Below are 14,653 nucleotides of genomic sequence, written 5' to 3'. Positions count from 1 at the left end.
TGATCGCATGTCGGAAGGCGAACATCGTCCGTTGATGCCTCAGATGCGGCTGGATGAACTGCTGGCCGAGCTGCAGACCAGGCTCAATGCCGTCCTGGCCACGCGCGACCGCGTGCACGCGCTGCTCGAGGCCGTGGTGTCGGTAGGTAGCGACCTGGACCTGGAGACGGTGCTGCGGCGGATCGTGGAGACCGCGACGACGCTGGTGGACGCCAGCTACGGGGCGCTGGGCGTGGTGGGCGAGGAGAACACGCTCCTGCAGTTCATCCCGGTCGGTCTCAGCGAGGAGGAGATCGCCAGGATCGAGCACTGGCCGCACGGCCTGGGCCTGCTCGGACTGCTCATCAAGGACGCCCGGCCGCTGCGGCTGGGCCGCATCTCCGACCACCCCGAGTCCTACGGCTTCCCACCCGGTCACCCGCCGATGGGCACCTTCCTCGGCGTCCCCGTGCGCGTCCGCGACGAGGTCTTCGGCAACCTGTACCTGACCGAGAAGCGCGGCGGCGGCGAGTTCGACGAGGAGGACGAGGCCGTCGTCATCGCGCTGGCCACCGCGGCAGGCGTCGCGGTGGAGAACGCCCGCCTCTACGCGGAGTCGCGGCGGCGCGAGACCTGGCTGCAGGCCTCCGCGGAGCTCACCACCAGCCTGCTGTCCGGCGCCGACCCGCACGAGGTGCTCGCCACGATGGCGGCCCGCGCCCGCCAGATGTGCGACGCTGACCTGGTCCAGGTACTGCTGCCAGAAGCGTCCGGCAGCACGCTGACCGTGGAGGTCGCCGACGGCGAAGGTGCGGACGAACTGCTGGGCACCACGTTCGACATCGCCGCCACCCTCGCAGGAGACGCGTTCACCCAGGGCGAGCCGCTGTCCGAGACCGACCTGCAGAACATCCCCGATCTCGACTCGCCGCTGCGGAGGCTGGGCTACGGTCCCGCTCTCTTGGTGCCGCTGGGCACGATGCCCAGGGTGCGCGGGGTGCTCACACTCACCAAGCGCAGCGGCCGGCTGCCCTTCAGCAGGGCGGATCAGCAGATGCTCGAGTCGTTCGCCGGCCAGGCCGCGATCGCGCTGGAGCTGGCCGAGGCCCGCCGGGACGCCGAACGGCTCGGCCTGCTGGAAGATCGCGACCGCATCGCCAAGGACCTGCACGACGTGGTCATCCAGCGGCTGTTCGCCACCGCCATGACGTTGATGAGCACGGTCCGGCTGGTGGAGCGGCCGGAGGCGTCCAAGCGGCTGCAGCACGCGATCGACGAGCTGGACGAGACGATCCGGCAGATCCGCTCGTCCATCTTCGCCTTGCAGGGCACGCGGGAGGACATCGTCCCCGGCCTGCGCGCACAGATCGTCGACCTGGTCGAGGGCGCGGGCGGTCATCTGGGCTTCATGCCGGGCCTGCGCATGGAGGGGCAGATCGACACCCTCGTGCCCGAGCAGGTCGCCGAGCACCTGCTCGCCGTCCTGCGGGAGGCGCTGTCCAACGTGGTGCGCCACTCCCACGCCACCCGGGCCGAGGTCTCGATCGCGGTCGCGGATCGGCGGCTCAACCTCACGGTCAGCGACAACGGTGTCGGATTGGGAGAGGGCGGACGCCGCAGCGGCCTGCGCAACATCGAAGAACGGGCCGGACGCTTGGGCGGCACCGCTGAGCTGGAGAGCCAGGAGGGGGGCGGGACGCGGCTGAACTGGCACGTCCCTCTCTGATCCTTGGGCTCGTGGGTTCGTGTGCATCCGGCACGCTGGTTCGGCCGTTGCCTGTTCCGCGCCGTGGGTTTCGATCTGCGCGTGGGCTGGATCCAGGGCGACGGGCGGGACCAAGCTCCCCAATCCGGATGGTGCCGAGTCTGAGAGATCGGCAGCATGACGATGATGCAGCCGTCAAGCCGTGTCTGCTCGGCCGCTGGGCGCCACAGCGGGCCTGAACCTCGTCTTTGCCCACCTTAACCGGATCATCGGCGAGTGCGGCCAGGACATGATCTACATCGCCGGGTTAGGCCACGGCGGGCATGCGCAGGTTGTTCCGGCAGTTCTCCTTCCCTGACGGCATCCCCCGCCACGTCGCGCCCGAGAGACCCGCCTCGATCCATGAGGGCGGCGATGGGCGTGGGACCAAGGTCCCTCCGGACCGGGTCACACGACCCTACGGCCATGGCAATGCCCTGCAGGAGTCTGGCTGCCATGGACGTCCTGGACCTTTCCCGCTGGCAGTTCGGCATCACGACCGTCTACCACTTCCTGTTCGTGCCGCTGACGATCGGGCTGTCGATCATCGTAGCCGGGCTGCAGACGGCCTGGCATCGTACGAAAAAGCCGGAGTACCTGCGGCTGACCAAGTTCTGGGGCCGACTGTTCCTGATCAACTTCGCCATGGGCGTGGTGACCGGGATCGTCCAGGAGTTCCAGTTCGGCATGAACTGGAGCGCATACTCACGCTTCGTCGGGGACGTCTTCGGGGCGCCGCTGGCCATGGAAGGGCTGATGGCCTTCTTCCTGGAGTCCACCTTCCTCGGCCTGTGGATCTTCGGCTGGGACAGGCTGCCGCCCCGGCTGCACCTGGCCACCATCTGGCTGGCCGCCATCGGCACCAACATCTCGGCCTACTTCATCCTCGCCGCGAACTCCTGGATGCAGCACCCCGTCGGCTACCGGATCAACAACGGCCGGGCTGAGCTGACCGACATCTGGGCCGTGCTCACCAACTCCACCACCCTCGTCACCTTCCCGCACGTGATCTTCGGTGCGTTCCTGACCGCCGCCGCCTTCGTGCTCGGCATCAGCGCCTGGTTCCTGCTGAAGAAGCGGGATACGCCGCTGTTCCGCACCTCGGCCCGGCTGGGGCTGGTCGTCGCACTCGTCTCGGCGGTGGGTGTGTCGTTCTCCGGCCACTGGCAGGCGCAGATCATGACCGAGCAGCAGCCGATGAAGATGGCCGCCGCCGAGGCACTGTGGGAGGACGAGAGCTCGGCGGGCTTCTCGCTGTTCGCCGTCGGTGACGTCGAGAACGGCCGCAACCACGTCAACCTCCAGATCCCGTACGGCCTCAGCCTGCTGTCCACCAACACCCTCGACGGCAAGGTCGAGGGCATCAACGACATCCAGGCCCGCTACCAGGAGCTCTACGGACCCGGTGACTACCGGCCGGTCGTCGGCCTGGCGTACTGGTCGTTCCGGCTCATGATCGGCTTCGGCGCGCTGTCAGCGCTGCTGGCCGCGGCCGGGCTCTGGCTGACCAGACGCGGCAGGCTCCCCGCAGGACGCTGGGCGTACCGGCTGGCCATCGCCGGGATCGGCCTGCCGTTCCTGGCCAACAGCCTCGGCTGGATCTTCACCGAGATGGGACGCCAGCCCTGGACGGTCTTCGGGATCATGCGCACCGCCGCTGCCGTCTCACCCACTGCGGACGTCACGTCGGTCGCCATCACCCTCGTCGGCTTCACCCTCGTCTACGCCGTCCTGGCGGTCATCGAAATACGGCTGCTGCTCAAGTTCATCCGTGTCGGGCCGCACGAGCAGGCTGAGCCGGAAGCCCCCGTCCCCGCCCTGAACTACTGAAGGACTTTCCGCCATGGAACTGACCACCGTCTGGTTCGTGCTGATCGCCGTCTTGTGGACCGGCTATTTCGTGCTCGAAGGCTTCGACTTCGGGGTGGGCATCCTGCTGCCCTTCCTGGGAGGCGACGAGGCCGAGCGGCGCGTCATCGTCAAGACGATCGGCCCGGTGTGGGACGGCAACGAGGTGTGGCTGCTGGTGGCGGGCGGGGCGACCTTCGCCGCCTTCCCCGAGTGGTACGCCACGCTCTTCAGCGGCTTCTACCTGCCGCTGTTCCTGATCCTGCTGGCCCTGATCGTGCGCGGGGTGGCGCTGGAGTACCGCAACAAGAGCGACAGCACACGCGGCTGGGACCGGGCCTTCTTCTGGGGCTCCCTCGGTCCCGCGTTCCTGTGGGGTGTCGCCTTCGCCAACATCGTGCGCGGCGTCCCGCTGGACGCCGACCACGAGTTCACCGGGAACCTGCTCACCCTGCTCAACCCATTCGCCCTGCTCGGCGGCGCGGTCACGCTGACCCTGTTCACCCTGCATGGCGCGATCTTCCTGGCCCTGCGCACCACCGGAGAGCTCCGCGAGGGCGCCGTCCGGATCGCCCGCACGCTCGCGCCGGTCACCATGCTCGTGATGATCGCCTTTCTGGTCACTCTCGACGGCGGCAAGCCGGTCTGGTGGGCGACGGTGGTCCTGGCCGGGGCCGGTCTGGCGGCCGCCCTGGTGGCGACCCTGCGCGGCCGGGACGGCTGGGCGTTCACCGCCAGCGCGCTGGCGGTCGTCGCGTTCACCGCGGCCCTGTTCACCGGGCTGTGGCCGAACGTACTGCCGGCCCTCGACCCGGCCCACAGCCTCACCGTCACCAACGCCGCCTCCAGTCCCTACACCCTGACCGTGATGACCTGGGTGGCAGCAATCTTCACCCCTGTCGTGCTGGCCTACCAGGCGTGGACCTATTGGGTCTTCCGCCGTCGCCTCACCGGGGCGCCCGGCGTGCCCGTTGGTCCGCCGAACCCGGGACCTTCGGCCCTGACCCCCGCGAACGGCGGGTGATGTGCTGTTCGTATCCCGATGGAGGTAGATGCCATGAGCACCCGGACAGCCGCGGAGAGCACCCTCGCCATTCGCGCATCGCTGGAGGCCGCCACGTGGGCGCCGTCCGTGCACAACAGCCAGCCCTGGTCGTTCGCCGTCTCCGGCGACGAGATCAGCGTGCGCGCGGACACGGCCAGGAAACTGCGCCATGCCGACCCTGAGGGCAGGCAACTGCTCATCAGCTGCGGAGCCGCGCTGTTCAACATCCGCACGGTGCTGCGCCACCGGGGGTACGAGCCCGTCGTACAGGTGCTGCCGGACCCGGATCGGCCCGCGCTGCTGGCGACCGTGCGGCTGGGGGAGAGCGTCACGGCCGACGAGCACACCAAGGCGCTGCACGCCGAGATCGAGCGACGTCGCACGCACCGGGCCCCCTTCACCGACCTGCCCGTACCGGATCGGCTGGTGGAGACGCTGGTCCAGCAGGCGGCCGCGGAAGGAGCCCGGCTGACCCCCGTACGCGCGGCGCAAGCCGTACGGGCCGTCGCGGCGCTGACCGAGGCGGCCCAGAACATCCAGGCGCAGGACCGGGTCCTCAACCTCGAGGTCATCCGCTGGGCTCGCCCGCCGGGCAGCGCCCGCAAGGACGGCGTCCCCGCCGACGCCTATCCCGCCGACCCGGCCGGCACCGATCCGCGGTTCCCTCAACGCGACTATGCCTGGCGGCACGACTGGGGCACGCATCACGACACCGAAGCGAGCTCCACCGGTGTCGTGGCACTGCTCACCACCAGCGGCGACACCCGCAGGGCGTGGATCGCCGCCGGGCAGGCCCTGCAACGGGTCCTGCTGCACGCCAGCGCGCACGGAGTCAGCGCCGCCTTCCACACCCAGGCGCTGGAAATGCATCATCTGCGCGAGTTCCTGCGCCAGGAGCTCTGCTCGGGCCAGTACCCGCAGATGGTCATGCGCCTGGGGATTACGTTCGACCAGCATGCGGCCGTGCGCCGTTCCCTGCCCGATGTGGTGGATTGAGGGCAGATCTGTACCGCGTCAAACCCAGGGGTCTTGCCCCAAGGACAGGTGGTCAAGGTTCGGCTGCAGGAGCGCTGCGGAAGCCTGCTCGGCCGGGGCGGCGACGCAGCGGCCGGCCATGCTGTCCCGTGCGGCAGGAAGACAGCATGGCCGGTGCGATGATCACGACCAGTGGGCTGAACACCTGCGTCCAACCCAACACATGTCAGCCGACGGCGGTGACGACCCATTCAGGGACGATGACCCCACCGGAGCGCGGCTGGTACCGGGTGCCGAAGCGACCGTTACCCAGTCCGGGATAGACCCACAGATCGCGGTCCCCGCTGACGGCGACCAGGTCGGTCCTGCCATCACCGCTCAAATCCATGGCCGCGACCTTGTAGTTGGTCCAGCCGCTGCCAGCGTGGGTGCGGGCGCCGAGGGTGATGCCGCTCTGGCTCGTGTTGGGATAGAACCAGAGGTCACCGTTGCGGTCGATGGCCATGATGTCGGTGCGGTTGTCGCCGTTGAAATCGAAGGGGAAGGTGCGGTAGCCGGTCCAGCCGCTGTTGCCGATCTGGATCCTGGTGGCACCCGCTGCCCCGTCCGGGTAGTGGAACAGCGTGCCGTTGGCGTTGTGGATGGCGAACAGGTCGGCGTGCGGGTTGCTGTTGGCGTTGCCCGCGGTGAAGGTGTATTTCTCCCAGCCGGAGCCGACATCATCTCTGCTACTGCTGGTCAGATATCCGCCCTTGTTGGGATACATCCACAGAACGCCGTCGGAGCCAGACCTGAGGAGGTCGGCCAGGCCGTCCCCGTCCCAGTCGGTGACGACCCATCCCATGCCCCAACCGCTGCCGATCTTGACCCGGTTGCTGACGCTGACCGTGTTCTCTCCCGAACTGCTCTGGTTCGGATACATCCACAGGTCACCGGCGCTGTCGGTGAGAATGAGATCGTTGCGGCCGTCTCCGTCGAAGTCGTGGTTGTTCTTGGCGGGCGTCAGCGAGACCCTGTTCCAGGTCTGGACCGTGGACAGCACACCGCTGAAGTAGCCGCCGAGGCTCGCGGCGCCGGTCTTGTGCGCGCCTACGCGCAGCGCGCCGGTGGCCTTCCACTTCGTTGTGTGCCGGACACTGGCGACGTTCTGGCCGTTGACCCAGAGGATCACCAGGCCGGAGGCGGCTTTGTAGGTCACGGTGACCTGCGACCAGACACCCAGCGCAGCGCTGCCCGCGGGCGCGACGGCGGTGTCCCAGACGGGACTGGCCACGTCCGACTGGCTCATGGCGAAGTGCCAGGCCTCGTTCTGGATCCAGAGCTTGAAGCGGGCGGTGTTGACGCCGTCCTGGGAAAGTACGGTGCCACCGGCGGTGGAGGGGGGCGAGTAAGTGCCCTGGATGGTGGGTTTGGCCCAGGCGCTGAGGCTGAAGTCGGCGTCGGTGACGACGGCGGGGCCGCCGGCCGCGAGCGTTCCGGTGGTGCGGTCGAACGCGATGGCCGGGCTGTAGGTGTCGCCGGTCTTCCAGGTCGCGCCGGCGGTGGCGGTCAGCGGGAGGCCTGTTCCGGTGAAGGCGCTGTCGGCGACGGTGCCGACCGCGGTGCCCGACGTAGCCGTGGCGGGCAGGTCGGCCAGGGTCCAGGTGTGGTCCGCCGCGGCGGTGGTGATGGCGTTGACCCAGGTCGTCAGATCGTCAGCGCGGGCGGCGGTGAGGGAGCTGTCGCTCCCGGCGGGGTCGGGGCAGCCGGCCTGGCCCGCCTGGCTGAGCACGGCGGCGAGCTTGCCGCCGTTGAGTACCGGTGCACCGGCCATCCCGCTGCACACGAGCGGGCCGGTCGCGGTGGTCAGCGTCGTGGCGGTCGCGGCCGTGAAAGTGACCTGCGCGGTGCGCTGCTGGTCGTTGGTCCAATCGGTGGCGGTCACCCCGGCGCGGCTGTAGCCGACCGTGGACAGTTCGACACCGGTGGGGGCGGTGGTGGCCAGCGGGATCGGGGTGATCCCTTCAACCGGGGTGGCCAGCCGGGCCAGGACCACGTCGCGGCCGGGGCGCGGGCTCAGCCAGTCGACCTTGATGCCGGCCTTTCCGGGGAACGTGACATAGGTCGCGCCGGCCGGCGCGCCTTCGGCGAGCTGGGGCTGGTTCGGGTCGGGGGCCAGGCAGCTCACGGCGCCCAGCACCCAGCTCGGCGCGACCAGCGTCGCGGTGCACTCGCGGCCGTCGCCGGCGAGTTTGCCGACTGCCGCCTGTGCTCCGGTGCCGGGGGCGGGGCCGGTGCCGGCGCGCAGCTGCAGCAGCATGGTGGGGGAGGCGGTCGGGTCGGTGCCCTCGCCGACTTGGGTGTAGCCGTCAGGGTCTACGTTGACGGTGAGGCTTTCGCCGTCGTCGTTGCGTAGTTTGGCGGTTATTTGGTGGCCGGTGCCCTCGCGTAGGCCGTCCCCGCGGATCTCGTACACGCCGGGAACTTCGAGGTTCAGTACGCCGGAGTTGGCGGCTACTTGGAAGCAGACACGGCCGATTCCGTCGGCGCCGATGGCCTCGTCGGTGGTTCGGATCTTCAGCAGGCCGATGTCACCCTGCACCGGCGTGGCGCAGTCGGCCAGCAGGATGTGGCCGTCGCCGGAGATCAGCCTGACGTTTTGCGCCTCCAGGATCTCCGCCGCACCAGGGTAGGGATAGACGCCGTTGTCTACCAGTGACGGGAGCGAGATCGCAGACGCGCCGGCCGCCGGCCAGGCAGCTACCGATAAGGACGCTGCCATCGCTGTGGCGACGCCCAGCGTCACCCAGCGTGGGGATAACTTCATGACCACAAACCTCCGATGTTGCCTGTGCGGAAGTTCCGATAGGCCTGCTAACGCTTGAAGGGTTCACCGCCCGTTCACGTTGCTCGCGCCTCTGCGGATATGGAACGAGGCTAGAGAAGCCCGGTATGCCGGTGGTATATCCGATCATTTCTGGGATTGCCCGGCATTCGAGCATCGTGTGACACTCCGCTGTGCTGAATGGGGGGTGAACCGGATTCGCCTCGTCAGCGCTTCCCGTATGCGAACTTTCGAGCGGTGATGGAGGCTGCGGTGCAGCTGAATGTGTGTGCGCGGATACCCATACGGTGGCAGGTGGTGATCGCGACATGCACGGTCCTGGCTGTGCTCGCCAGCCTGCTGCACGCGCCGCCGGCGTATGCCCAGGGGACGGTTCCCGCTGATCGCCCCCTCGTGGTGTCGGCCTGGCAGGAGGGTGGTCCGCAGGTCCGATTAGCTGCCGAGGCCGCGTTGCTGGGTTCGGACGCTCAGGTCAGCGCGTTCCTGGATGGCGGATGGGCCCAGGCCCAGCGTCTCGATCAGCGGGAGAATCTTGCGCGGGTCATCAGTAACGGTGGTCCCGCCCTGCGCGCGAAGGCTCAGGCCGCCCTAGACGCGGACATCGCAGGTGACCAGAACGCGATCCCCACGTTCCTGAAGAGCGGTTGGCAGGGCCCGTCGGACATCGACACCCGGGTGTCGGTGAACCAGCTGATGGCCTCCGGCGGCGATCAGGTCAAGCAGGCGGCGCAGGCCGTACTGGACTCCGGGACCGCCGAGGAGATGCGGAAGTTCCTGGAGTCCGGCTGGCAGGCGCAGTGGAACACCGACCAGCGGCTACGGATCAACCAGGCCATAGCCACAGGTGGCCCGCAAGTCCGCGCCGCGGGCCAGAAAGCACTGGACGCAGGTGCGCCGGAGGCGCTGGAGGCATTCCTCTCCTACGGCTGGGCCGTGGCCTCGGCGCGGGACGAGGAGACCGCGACTCTAGAAGACCTGCTGGGCCAGGCGAAGGAGGCCAAGGCGCTGGCGGAGCAGGAGACCGCCAACGCCACGAGCGAGGCCGATCGCGCCAGGGACTCCGCAGCCGCGGCGCGCCGGTCGGCGGCGGAGGCCGCTGCCGCAACCGCGGCGGCACGCGACAACATGGCTGAGGCGAAGGCGCAGGCCAAGCGGGCGGCCAGGGCGGCGGAGCAGGCGGCTGAGGCGGCGCAGGTGGCCGTTCACGCCGCGGCTGCGGCGAACCGGGCGGCGCGTGCCGCAGCCACCGCGGCAGCACGCGCCGCGCAGATGGCGTCGAAGGCCAACCAGAAAGCTTCCGAGGCTTATCAGCATGCCGCAGCCGCGGCCGTCGATGCCACTTTTGCGGAGAACGCACGGCAAGCGGCGCAGGCAGCCCAAAGGATCGCCCGGGAGACGGATGAGCTCGCCGAGCTGGTCAACTTGGCGCTCACGGCGGTCAGGGCCAACTCCCATGCGGTCACAGCGGCTACGGCTGCGGCTGAGAATGCTCTCGCGGCAGCGGCTGCCAATGACGAGGCTGTACGGTACGCCAACGCGGCCGGCGCGGACGCCCAGGAGGCGGTCGCCGCGGCGGCAAGGGCACGGGCCAACGCCGAGCGGGCCGCGCGGGCGGCACGGGCGGCACAGAAGTACCTCCAGACAGCCATCGATGCCGCGATCAAGGCGCGAGACGCTGCCATCAAGGCGGCAGCCAACGCCCGGGCCGCGGCCGTCGCGGCCCTCGAAGCCGCCGAGCACGCGGGCGACGCCGCCAAGGCGGCGGAACGGGCCACCGAATACGCCAACCTGGCCACCACGGCCGCGCAGCAGGCGCTGGACACCGCGACCCAGGCGGCCGCGGTCTACGATGCGGCGCGTGTCGCCGACGCCGAACGCCTGGCGGTGGCTCGGGACGAGGGGTTGGAAACCGCCCGGGCAGCCAACGTCGCGTATGAGAGACAGCAGCGGGCCGCCGACTGGGATGTCGACCAGGCCGCCAAACGCGACGCCGAGACCAACAGGCTCATCGCGGTGGTCCTCGACCCGGCCACCGAGCGAGCGGCCGCGGTCGCGGCCGCTCGCAAGGTCGCGCTCAATCTGGCCGGCGGCCAGGGCGCCTGGACCAAGCAGGCGGCGCTGGGCGCACTGGGTGGCGCCGACGATCTCGTGCTGGAGTTCGTGCGCGCCGGCCTCGCCCGCGCTGAGGCGCAGGACAACCGCATCGCGGTGACCAAGCTGTCGGTGACCGACAACGCCGCCCTGGAGACGGCGGCCATGAACGCCCTGGCCGGCAGCGACCAGACGGTTGCGACCTTCCTGCGTACGCAGAGCTATCCCGGCCGGTACACGGCGGACCGGCTGAAGGTCAACCAGATCCTGGCCGCGGCCAAGACGGCCGGCGATGTCGTGCTGGCGCAGCGAGCCGAGCAAGCCCTTGAGGCCGACACGCTGCAGGCGTTGCGGGACTTCCTCGACACCGGCCAGTACACCGCGGCGGTCATCGGTGAGCGGGTGCGGGTCAACCAGATCCTGGCCAGCCCGGACAGCGGGCCGGAGGTGAAGGCGGCAGCGCAGATAGCCTTGGAGGGACCCGCTCCGGGTCTGCGGCAGTTCCTCAGCACGGGCCGGTTCACCGCGGCCGAGCGGGACCACGAAACCGCGGTTCACCTCGCTGTGGTCGCCGGCCTGCTGACAAAGATCAGCCAGGCCGCCGAGTCGGCCGTGGAGAGCGCTCTGGAAGCGCAGGCCGTAGCCGCCCGCGCCCGCGACGACGCCGCGTTGGCCGCATCCTACGCTCAGCAGGCGATCGACTCGGCGCAGCGGGCCGCCGGCTACGCTCAGCAGGCCAGGGTGCACGCCGACCGAGCCGCTGCCTCGGTGGAGAAGGCCGCGGCTGCGGTCAAGACCGCCGTCGGGGCGGCCACGAAGGCCAGAACCTCCGCCCACAGCGCCCTCCGGTCGGCCACCTGGGCGATCGCCTCCCACGCGATGGCCGTCGACGCCGCCAACAGCGCCACCCGAGCAGCACGCCTTGCCTACGATTCGGCCATCAACGCCGGTCAGAGTGCCGACGCTGCCGCCAGCGCGGCCGATGCGGTTTCCAAGGATTATGAGGACGCCGCCGGCGTAGAAATCGCCAAATGCGACTTCGAGTACAACCGGGATGACTATGCTCGGCTGGAGGATGCATACGGCTTAGAAGAGGGCCAGTTCTATCGCGACTGCATCTACAACATCCTCGGGGATCCGGAGGAGCTGGCCACACGGGTATACCTCAACTCCGCCTTCTGTGACATCTATCCGCAGGACAGCCAGTCCTACGAGAACTGCATTGCCTCCACATCGGCTCCCGGCTTCGAAGCGATACAGGAATACAACCTTACCTTTGAGGCGCTCAGGTACGCGCTCACGATGTTCGAAGTGGGGTGGATGCCGGCCATTGTCGGCTGTCAGGTCACGCTGGTCTGCGGAGCAGCACTTACCATCGCCACGGTAGGTGTTGAAATATATCGTTTCGTCCAGGGCGACCAATCGCTGGCCAAGACGCTGCTCAACCTCGGCACGATCGCTCTTGAATCGCTGGCCGGATATGGGATCGGAAAACTGCTCAGCAGTGGGTTCCGGGCACTCAAGAGGGCCTTCGCAGCTTCCAAGACGGGCACGAGCGCGATATCGGAGATCCGTAGAGGCCTGCTCCAAACCGAGCAGAAGCTGGTCCTCGCGCACGTCCGGGCGATGCTTGCCAGCGAATACCCCACGGTCAGGGACACCGCCTTCTTCTGGTCCGGCCGCACGCAGATAGCGCCTGACAAGTATGTGCATGCCGGCCCCGATCTCGTCGCTGAAATTGCGAAGGCGAAGGGTGGCACCTCGCTCGAAATGCTCATGGACAGCCGTGGGATTCCACAGGCGCAAATTCCGAAAGAGATAGAGTGGGACCCCTGGGAGGTGCCATGGGACGCCATCCAGGATCAGGTCAATGATGCGTGGACCCAGGTCTCCCTGAATTACGCGCGAAATGCCTCCGGCGTGGTCAGGGTGGTTCACGGAACAAGCCTGCGCCCGGGCAACGTCTGGGAGACGACGGAGTTCCCCGCGCTCAAGGCCAATCCCAACGTCACCAAAATAATCAGAATAACCATCGTCGACGCGACTACGCGGACGGAGGAAGTGATCTTCGAGCGATAGTCGACAGAAGGCCGTGCTGGTACCCTGTTTCGGTGGAATTTACGATCAGTGAAGAATGGAAAGAGCGGGTCGTCTACCGGGAACAGGGTGCCAGCTTCACTTTCGACTGCGCCTGGGGCGTCAAGCCTCACACCGTCTTCGTGCCATCCGCCGCATACTGGCCGCAGGCGACTCCGGCCTGGATGCACGATCGGCGGGACGAGATTATCGGTCGCCTCCGCGCTCATTTGGGTGCGCGCTACGTCATCGAGGAGTTCGAGAAGAGCGACACCGGTCGCCGGCAATGGGTGACGGTTCTCGCGGCCCGCCATTCGGACGGGTCGGTTCCCGGCGAGTGGATCGCCGTGCTCATGGATCCCGACGAAACAGCCACCCCCCACGCCTCCTGGACGCCCGAACAGCGCAGTCAGTTCTTCGCTGATCACGCGGGGCGGGTCGGCGGCGGGTCCACACCGGACGAGGCGGTGGAAGATCTCCGGCAACGGGTCGGCCAGCCCGAATTGCGCTGGGGAACCTGAACGAGACATCCGCGTGCCGCAGCCACAAGGGCTGCGGCCGGGAACGGTCAGATCCACGTCACACCCACCCGCACTCCGGCGCTCCTTGCCCAGGTGAGCGACCCGGCGGGCAGGCCGCTGCGCGCCGAGGCCGAGAACGAGCACGACCCGGCCGCACCGGACGGCCAGGGCACCGGCCAGATCTGGACCGGCAGCGTGGATAACGTACCGGAAGGCACCCAGGCGAGCATCGCCGTCCCGGCGAACACGCTGTCCGACGGATGGAAGGTGCGCTGGCGGGTCCGCGCGGTCTCACCCACCGCTACCTCCTCCAGGTCGGACTGGCAGACCTTCGCCATCAACGTGCCTGAACCCAGCGCTACCGGCCTGACCATCACTCCATCCAAGGTGGTGGACGGCACCACGGTGACCACCACGCTCACCCCGGCGCTCGCGGCCGAGGTCACGGTGGCTGCGATCATCGCGATGTGGTGTTGTCGCTTGTCTATCGGTTGGTGAGGGGCTTGTTCGGGTTGCTGACGGTGCTGGTCCGACCTGATCTGTCCAAGGACGCTGAGCTGCTGGTGCTCCGTCACGAGAACCAGGTGCTCCGCCGCCAGGTCGGCGGCCAGCCGCGGTGGGGTCACGCCGACCGGCTCTGGCTCACGGCGTTATCGCGGCTGATCCACCGCCGCCGGTGGGCGGAAGTCTTCCCGGTTACCCCAGCGACGATTTTGCGCTGGCATCGTCACCTGGTAGCGCGTAAATGGACCTTCACCGACCGAAGGCGCCCGGGACGGCCCTCCGCGGATGGCTCGGGAGAACCCCACCTGGGACACCGGAGAATACAAGGCGAGTTGGCGCGCCTGGGCTACCCGATCGCGGCCTCCACGGTGTGGGAAATCCTGCACACCGCGGGCATCAGTCCCGCGCCCCGCCGAGCTGGGCCGACCTGGCGGCAATTTCTGACCGCCCAAGCCCACGCGATCATCGCCTGCGACTTCCTGGCGGTCGAGACGGTGCTGCTCAAGCGGCTGTATGTGCTGGTCTTCATCGAGCACGGCACTCGGCGACCGCACCTGGCTGGAGTATCCGCGCACCCGACTGGAGCATGGACGGTGCAACAGGCCCGCAACCTGATCATGGTCCTGGGGGAGCGCGAGCGGGTCATCGGCACCCTGCGCCGCGAACTCCTGGACCGGATCCTAATCCTCAATGAACGCCATCTGGCCCGCGTGCTGCAGGAGTATCTGATCCATTACAACGGGCGCCGGCCGCACCAGTCCCGGCGCCAACGGCCTCCGGACCTTGCGACGCAGCCCTCCCACGACGTGACCAACCTCGACGACCTGCGATCCATCCGCCGAAAACCTGTAGTTGCAGGCATGATCGGCGAATACCACCACGCTGCTTAACCGCAGCTCAGGGTACGGAACGCAATATTCGAGCGGTACACGGTCCTGCGTGACGACGTCGCGACCTGTACCGCGAAGATCGTGTATGTCTCGATCAGCAGTGACGGCGCGGGAAAGCAGCCGGTGCCCGCGCTGCTGCGGAAGGCGCTCACGCAG

9 protein-coding genes and 1 pseudogene are annotated in these 14,653 nt (G+C 68.4%); 9 read left to right on the top strand and 1 reads right to left on the bottom strand.

Translation table 11 applies throughout. The annotated features are described in order from the left end of the window. Positions 1-7 precede the first annotated feature (7 nt). From HD593_RS40750 to HD593_RS40730, 5 genes and pseudogenes are all read left to right on the top strand, one after another. Entirely contained in the window at positions 8-1,705 is a 1,698-nt protein-coding gene (locus HD593_RS40750; RefSeq protein ID WP_185107631.1) for a GAF domain-containing protein, read from the top strand. Positions 1,706-1,886: 181 nt separating this feature from the next. Continuing rightward, positions 1,887-2,040, top strand: a pseudogene (locus HD593_RS65325) (phosphoketolase family protein); the annotation flags it as partial. A gap of 139 nt (positions 2,041-2,179) precedes the next feature. Continuing rightward, positions 2,180-3,553, top strand: a complete 1,374-nt coding sequence (locus HD593_RS40740) for a cytochrome ubiquinol oxidase subunit I (protein ID WP_185107628.1) — start codon at positions 2,180-2,182, stop codon at positions 3,551-3,553. Between the two features lie 13 nt (positions 3,554-3,566). Beyond that, positions 3,567-4,595 carry a cytochrome d ubiquinol oxidase subunit II gene (cydB, locus tag HD593_RS40735; RefSeq protein ID WP_185107626.1) on the top strand — a complete coding sequence of 343 codons (1,029 nt, stop codon included), beginning with the start codon at positions 3,567-3,569 and terminating at the stop codon, positions 4,593-4,595. A 33-nt stretch (positions 4,596-4,628) separates the two neighbouring features. Beyond that, positions 4,629-5,612 (top strand): Acg family FMN-binding oxidoreductase, encoded by a 984-nt coding sequence (locus tag HD593_RS40730; protein ID WP_185107624.1) that lies wholly within the window; start codon positions 4,629-4,631, stop codon positions 5,610-5,612. Positions 5,613-5,817: 205 nt separating this feature from the next. Here HD593_RS40730 and HD593_RS40725 read toward each other — a convergent pair whose 3' ends face one another. Next, entirely contained in the window at positions 5,818-8,397 is a 2,580-nt protein-coding gene (locus tag HD593_RS40725; protein ID WP_185107622.1) for an FG-GAP-like repeat-containing protein, read from the bottom strand. Between the two features lie 270 nt (positions 8,398-8,667). On the opposite strand from HD593_RS40725, the gene HD593_RS63800 reads away from it, so the two are divergent. The 4 genes from HD593_RS63800 to HD593_RS40705 all read left to right on the top strand — a co-directional run bounded on the left by HD593_RS63800 (position 8,668) and on the right by HD593_RS40705 (position 14,497). After that, entirely contained in the window at positions 8,668-12,585 is a 3,918-nt protein-coding gene (locus tag HD593_RS63800; RefSeq protein WP_185107620.1) for an ALF repeat-containing protein, read from the top strand. A gap of 32 nt (positions 12,586-12,617) precedes the next feature. Then, entirely contained in the window at positions 12,618-13,103 is a 486-nt protein-coding gene (locus HD593_RS40715; RefSeq protein ID WP_185107617.1) for a hypothetical protein, read from the top strand. 93 nt (positions 13,104-13,196) lie between these two features. Further along, the gene (locus HD593_RS40710; protein WP_185107616.1) at positions 13,197-13,601 is read left to right on the top strand and encodes a hypothetical protein; all 405 of its coding nucleotides are present in this window, start codon (positions 13,197-13,199) and stop codon (positions 13,599-13,601) included. Between the two features lie 5 nt (positions 13,602-13,606). Then, on the top strand, positions 13,607-14,497 hold the full coding sequence (locus HD593_RS40705) for an integrase core domain-containing protein (RefSeq protein ID WP_221525227.1): 891 nt from the start codon (positions 13,607-13,609) through the stop codon (positions 14,495-14,497). Positions 14,498-14,653 lie beyond the last annotated feature (156 nt).

Source organism: Nonomuraea rubra (assembly GCF_014207985.1).
GTDB classification, from domain to species: domain Bacteria; phylum Actinomycetota; class Actinomycetes; order Streptosporangiales; family Streptosporangiaceae; genus Nonomuraea; species Nonomuraea rubra.
Note: the sequence above shows the minus strand (reverse complement) of the source record. Positions and strands in the feature narration are given on the sequence as shown.

Bases quoted from the DNA above. Each gene is read 5' to 3' on its own strand.
- HD593_RS40725 (WP_185107622.1), bottom strand. From the start codon at position 8,397: ATGAAGTTATCCCCACGCTGGGTGACGCTGGGCGTCGCCACAGCGATG.
- HD593_RS40730 (WP_185107624.1), top strand. From the start codon at position 4,629: ATGAGCACCCGGACAGCCGCGGAGAGCACCCTCGCCATTCGCGCATCG.
- HD593_RS40750 (WP_185107631.1), top strand. From the start codon at position 8: ATGTCGGAAGGCGAACATCGTCCGTTGATGCCTCAGATGCGGCTGGAT.
- HD593_RS40740 (WP_185107628.1), top strand. From the start codon at position 2,180: ATGGACGTCCTGGACCTTTCCCGCTGGCAGTTCGGCATCACGACCGTC.
- cydB (WP_185107626.1), top strand. From the start codon at position 3,567: ATGGAACTGACCACCGTCTGGTTCGTGCTGATCGCCGTCTTGTGGACC.